General features: G+C 46.3%; 2 protein-coding genes. Both read left to right on the top strand.

The genetic code is table 11. The features are described 5' to 3' along the window. Positions 1 to 1,712: condensation domain-containing protein (locus tag Xentx_RS17550; RefSeq protein ID WP_244149901.1), on the top strand; the 1,712-nt coding region annotated here is incomplete at its 5' end. A 3-nt stretch (positions 1,713 to 1,715) separates the two neighbouring features. After that, positions 1,716 to 7,107: non-ribosomal peptide synthetase (locus tag Xentx_RS17545; protein WP_139292531.1), on the top strand; the 5,392-nt coding region annotated here is incomplete at its 3' end.

Raw genomic sequence — 7,107 nt, 5'->3', positions numbered from 1 at the left:
TACCGTTAACCCTCAACGGTAAACGGGATCGCCGTGCCCTGCCGGCGCCGGTATGGGGCAATCGGGACCGTTATATGGCGCCCCGCAATACCTTAGAAACCCAGTTATGTGCCATTTGGCAAGCAGTGTTGGGGCTGGAAAGAATTGGCATTGAAGATAATTTCTTCCGTATCGGTGGCGATTCCATTGTCAGTATCCAGTTAGTCTCCAAACTGCGTCAGGCGGGCTTTTCTCTCCAGGTCAAATCGATATTTGAGGCACCAACGGTAGCTCGGTTAGCCCAACTGCTAACACTGACATCACCCACAGTAAAAGCAAATGCAGAGCAAGGGTTATTAAGCGGGGAGTTTGATTTGTTACCTATCCAGCAAAGCTTCTTTGACCTCAATCTGCCAAATCCGCACCATTGGAATCAGGCATTTATGATTCAACTTCCCGGGAATATAAAACCCGCAGAAATTGAACAGGCTCTAATAACGCTGGCTAAACGACACGATATGCTGCGTGCCTATTTTATATATACTGAAAATGGTTATCGTCAGTGCTATCCGTCGGAAGTGCCATCCTGGTCGCCTGCATTCCGGCACCGTAATATCAGTGAACTTACAGAAACGGAATTACACCAACAACTAACCCAATGGCAAAGTGAATTTGATTACAGTAACGGGCCTCTGTGGCAAGCCGCTTATCTGACCGGATACGCCGAGGGCAGCGCCCGATTATTCTTCGCATTCCACCATCTGATCATTGACGCTGTATCCTGGCGAATTATTGCCGAAGATATGCGTTTGTTATTGCAAGGTATGATCTTACCACCGAAAACCAGCAGCTATCGGCAGTGGGTAGCCGCTGTCCATCATTATGCAAAACAGCATCAAGATGAAGTACCCTATTGGCAGCAAGTAATAGCAGGCAACGACATAAATCCTGAGCTGGATAAGGCCACTCATCACCAATTAGACCTCTCTGCCGAGATGACTGACATCCTGCTGCATGAGGCCAACGCCGGTTACTCCACTGAAATTAACGACTTACTACTGAGTGCCCTGACACTGGCGTTACAGGGTACTTTCTCCCGATCAGTAAACTACATTGTTCTGGAAGGTCATGGACGGGAACCTATTGATAACACGCTAGATATTTCCGAAACCGTCGGCTGGTTTACAACACAATACCCTGTCCGGCTGGAAATGCAGACCAATATTGCAGAAACCATTATTCACACCAAAGAGATGCTTCGCGCTATGCCAAACAAAGGCATTGGTTATGGGGCGTTGCGTCAAACTGGACATTTGTCAGGAAATTTACCGGCCATCAGCTTCAATTATCTCGGTCAGTTAGGAGGAAACTGCCATCAAGACTGGTCACTGACCAGCGATAATTGCGGCGCAGTGATAGCCAGCAGGAATGACAGTCACTTACTGTTGGATATCAATGGCGCAGTTCAGGCTGGAAAACTGCAATTTAGCGTGGACTCCCGCTTGTCACAATCCCTGACAGAGGTATTTATCACAGTATTTGAGCAAGCACTCAATAGCGTCATCACCGAAGGCCAAAAACAGGCCCAATCGGGAGGAATAAAAACTCCCAGCGATTACGGAATTAAAGGCGTTTCAATTGAGCAGCTAAACCAGCTTACTCATCGTTTTGGCTATGTGAATAACGAAAATTCACCTCTCTATCCAGAAAAGAAAACCATTTTGGACGTATAAAAAATGTTGATGCTATTTAAAGAACTCAAGAAAAATCATGTAGCAGTATGGGTCTGTGAGAATAAATTAAAACTGGCATTTACAGGAGAGACTCCTCCTTCCCAGCTTATTGATAAGGTTAAGAAGAAAAGAGAAAACATATTAGTCTTCTTAAATGAAAAGAATATTTTCTCCGAAGAGGATTTCAACAGTTTTACCTTTAGTGGAGTTGAAGCGATATTTCCTGCCACCAGCTTGCAACAGGGTTTTATTTATCATCATCTGACTCAACCACAGGATGATGCCTATCGTATGCAGTTGCTGTTGGATTATTACACCAATATCGACTTTGCCACCTATCAACAAGCCTGGACGCTGGCCTCATTACGTTTCCCTATCCTCAGAACCGCATTTGATTGGGAAGGGGAAATTTTGCAGATTGTCACTACGGGTGCCAGTATTAGCTCGGCGAATTTCAAAAGCAAAGATATCAGTCACTCACCAAAAGAAGAGCGAAACCAGGCAATTGAAGCGATCCAACAACATGACCGTACCCTGCCCTTTGATTTGAGCCAGCCCGGATTAATCCGCGTCACTTTCATCAAGCAGGATAAACAGCAGGTAACCGTGCTGATCACCCAACATCACTGCATTGCCGATGGCTGGAGTAACTCGATTTTATTACAGGCTGTACATGAATATTACAATCAACTCATAAAGGGACAAATACCACAGGTTGTCGTGGAACAGGCTTATCTGGCAACCCAGCAATATCATCTGGATCATAAAGTTGAATCAGAAGCATATTGGGCGCAGCGCAAAACACACTTCCAGGGAGCTAACGATCTTTCTGCGCTGTTAAGTCAGCACATTGACTTAACGCAGATAAAAGCCGTTGAAAAGCCAGCCGAACAGGAGCTTACGGTACAAAGGCACGCTTATGTGCAACTTAAGGATATGTGTCGAATGCAAGGCGTTACCCTGAATGTGGTACTGCAATTTGCCTGGCATAAATTACTGCACAGTTACATCGGGGATGAACAGACCATTGTCGGTACTACCGTATCCGGGCGCGATGTACCGGTGGACGGTATTGAATCCAGTGTCGGCTTGTATATCAATACGTTGCCATTAACAGTGCAATGGATCCAGACTGACAGCGTAGCCGCTATATTGCAAGAGATACAAAAGGATATCGCCGCACTCAACAGCCACAGTGCGATATCACTTGCCAGTTTACAATCCGACGGGAAACGGTTATTCCACAGCCTGTTGGTTTTTGAAAACTACCCTGAGCCTGTCGTGAACGAAAACGAGGAAGGCATTGAAAACACCCTGACATTCCGCCAAGCCTTCGAAAAAGTGGATTATCCGGTATCTCTGAAAGCTTATGAACAGGATAACAGTCTCATAGTCAAATTGAACTATGGTGAAGACTGGCTGACAGATAAACAAGCACTACGCTTGCTTCGTCAGCTTGAGCTTATTTTGTATGCCGTAGCCCGTGATCCACACCAACCGCATACCTCTATCCTGTTTCTCAGTGAAGAAGAGCGTAAAACTCTGCTGCACACCTGGAATCAGACCGATGCCCCTTACCTGCTAGATAAAACCTTGCCGCAACTATTTGAGACACAGGCAGAAAAGACACCGAATAGCGTGGCACTGGTGTTTGAAGGAGAAACCCTGACCTACCGACAATTAAACCAACGAGCAAACCAGTTGGCTGGTGTTATTCGTGAGCGTTGTCAACAACGTAATGCTGTCCCTCTGCGAGCAGATACACCTCTCGTCCTCTATCTTGACCGCAGTCTGGAAATGATTATCAGTATTTTAGCGGTACTGAAAGCCGGCGGCGCTTATGTGCCCATTTCCCCCGAATATCCACCAAAGCGGGTTCAGTTTATTCTGGAAGATACCGGAAGCCCGTGTGTACTCACCCAGCAACGACATCTGACGACATTGACGGAATATACCCAACTACTCGCGAAATCGCCGATATTGATAACGGCAGATGACCAGACAATCACCGCAGGCTACACCGTAGAAAATCTGGCTCCGGTCAATAACCCTGCTGATTTGGCGTATATCATCTATACCTCCGGCACCACGGGGCAACCCAAAGGGGTCATGGTTGAGCATAAGAATGTTGTCCATATGGTTGCAGCACAGGCAGAACTGTTTGATATCACAAAGCGAAAAAAAGCTTTAATGTTTGCTGCGTATGTTTTTGATGCATCTGTTTCTGAACTTTTCCTCAGTTTACTTCATGGCCTGACGGTTTACCTGTGCAGTGAAACAGAGCGTAATGCCCCAGCGGTTGCACAACTGATTCAGCGAGAAGGCATTGAAATCGCCACTTTACCCCCAGTTATATTGAAGTTATTAATTGGCACTGAGTTACCTTCCTTGCAGTTATTGGTGACGGCAGGTGAATCACCGTCCTTAGATTTCCTTGACTATTTCAGCCATCACAGCGATGTACTGAATGCATATGGCCCGACCGAAGTCACCGTTTGTGCGACGGGGAAACATTATCAATGTGGAGATATTGCCACTAATATTGGTAAGGCGATTAATAACGTTCATCTGTATGTTCTTGACAAACAGGGTAACCTGTCCCCTATCGGTGCAGCGGGCGAGTTATATATCGGCGGTGCCGGATTAGCACGAGGTTATTTAAATCAGCCTGAACTGACTGACGAACGTTTTGTGCCGAATCCCTTTGCGGCAGCAGAAGATCAGGCCAAAAGCTATACCCGCCTGTACAAAACCGGTGACTTAGTCCGCTGGCTGCCGAATGGGGAGCTGGAATATCTGGGACGCAATGACTTTCAAGTTAAAATTCGCGGCTACCGCATTGAGCTGGGAGAAATTGAAAGCGCCCTGACTTCGCACCCACAGATAAAACAAGCTGTGGTGATTGACCACGAACATAAAGGAAATAAGGTACTGATCGCGTATTTGGTCACAGATGGCGTACTATCTGATGACATCCTGATTAGATACCTTTCCACCCGCTTGCCGGAATATATGCTGCCCGCCAGCTTTACCCGCATTGAATCCATTCCCTTAACCCTCAACGGCAAGCTAGATCGCCGCTCCCTGCCAGAGCCGAAATGGGAAAACCGCGACAGTTATATTGCACCCCGCAATGCCTTAGAAACTCAATTGTGTGCCATTTGGCGGGAAGTATTGGGGCTAGAGAAAATTGGCATTGAAGATAACTTCTTCCGTATCGGCGGCGATTCCATAATCAGTATCAAACTGGTTTCCAAACTGCGACGTGCTGGATTTTCCCTGCAAGTCAAATCGATTTTTGAGGCACCAACAGTGGCACAGCTAGCGCAATTGCTGACACAAACTTCATCCAATGTATCTGTGGTAGCAGAGCAGGGATTATTAAACGGGGAATTTGGTCTGTTGCCTATCCAGCAGGATTTCTTCAACTGGAATTTATCGAGTCCACACCACTGGAATCAGGCATTTATGATCCGACTGCCAGGCAATATCAGTCACGCTGCTATTGAACAAGCCCTGATCATATTGACTGAGCGACATGATATGTTACGCGCCCATTTTGTTGACACAGAACAGGGTTATCGTCAGTGCTACCCCGCAGAAATACCACCCTGGTTACCCACATTGCTGCATTGTGATTTCAATGAGTTAAATCACCAGCAACTGACACAATGGCAGAGTAGCTTTAATTATTGTACTGGTCCTTTATGGCAAGCCGCTCATCTGACCGGATATACCGATGGCAGCGCCCGCTTATTCTTCGCATTTCACCACCTGATTATTGACGTAGTGTCCTGGCGAATTATTGCTGAAGATATGCGCAGATTGCTGCAAGGCGAAACGCTGCCGGCAAAAACCAGTAGCTATCGGCAATGGATTAATGCGATCCATCGCTATGCAGAGCACCATCAGCAGGAAGTTCTCTATTGGCAGCAAGTGATGGCAGGAAATCAGGTTTACTCTGCTTCGCATGAAATGAGTCAACACATGTTGGGTGTTTCCGCTGAATTGACCGACATTCTGCTGCGTGAAGCCAATGCCGGTTACCATACCGAAATTAACGACTTACTGCTTAGCGCCCTCACATTAGCATTACAGACCGTTTTCTCACATCCAGTTAACCACATTATGCTTGAAGGTCATGGACGAGAACCCATTGATAACACACTGGATGTTTCAGAGACCGTCGGCTGGTTTACAACCACTTATCCTATGCGTCTGGAGATGCAAAACGATATTGCGGAGACGATCATTCATACTAAAGAGATGTTGCGTGCCGTACCGAATAAAGGTATTGGTTACGGGGCATTACGTCAAGCAGGATATTTGTCGGGGAATTTACCGACGATTGGCTTCAACTATCTCGGTCAGTTAGACGCAGAAATTGAACAAAACTGGTCACTGATCGGCGATGATTGCGGAACCGTAGTGGCAGATGATAACCAAAATTATTTGCTACTGAATATTAATGGCTTGATTCAAGCAAGCAAACTGCAATTTAGTATCAGTTCGCACTTGTCACAAACTCAGACACAGGCATTTATCACAGCATTTGAGCAGGCGCTCCATTCTGTTATCACCGCAGGGCAAAAACAGGCTCAATTGGGTGGAATAAAAACTCCCAGTGACTACGGTATTGAAGGGATCTCAATCAAACTTTTGCGTCATCTTCAACAGATGTATCAGATTGAAGCACTGTACCCCGCAACCAGCTTGCAGCAGGGATTTATTTATCATCATCTGGCTCAACCACAGGATGATGCTTATTGCGTGCAACTGCTGTTGGATTATCACACCCAACTCGATCTTGTGGCCTACCAACAGGCCTGGACTCTAACTTCACTACGCTTTCCCATCCTCAGAACAGCGTTTAACTGGGAAGAAGAGGCTTTGCAGATTGTGACTGAAGGGGAAAGTCTTGATTTGTCAAATTTCACTTTCAAGGATATCAGTCAGTTACTACCAGAGGAAAAATCCAGAGCGATTGAAGCGATCCAACAACATGATCGCACGCTACCCTTTGATTTAAGTCAGCCCGGATTAATCCGCTTCACTTGCATCAAGCAGGATGAACAACTGGTAACAGTACTGATCACCCAACACCACAGTATTACTGATGGCTGGAGTAACCCCATTTTATTGCAAAACGTGCATGAATATTACAACGAACTCGCGCAAAACCGAGTTCCCCAAATCGTGGCAGATAAAACTTATCTGGCAACCCAGCAATATTATCTGGAGCACAAAACGGAATTTGAGGCTCATTGGGCGGAGCGCAAAACACAATTTCAGGGAGCCAATGATCTATCAACCCTGTTACATCATCATGTGAACCTGGCGCAGATAAAAACCGTCGAAAAACCGGCTGAACAGGCGCTCACTGTACAGGGAAGCG

This window comes from Xenorhabdus thuongxuanensis (genome assembly GCF_001908095.1).
Lineage (GTDB): Bacteria > Pseudomonadota > Gammaproteobacteria > Enterobacterales > Enterobacteriaceae > Xenorhabdus > Xenorhabdus thuongxuanensis.
Note: the sequence above shows the minus strand (reverse complement) of the source record. Positions and strands in the feature narration are given on the sequence as shown.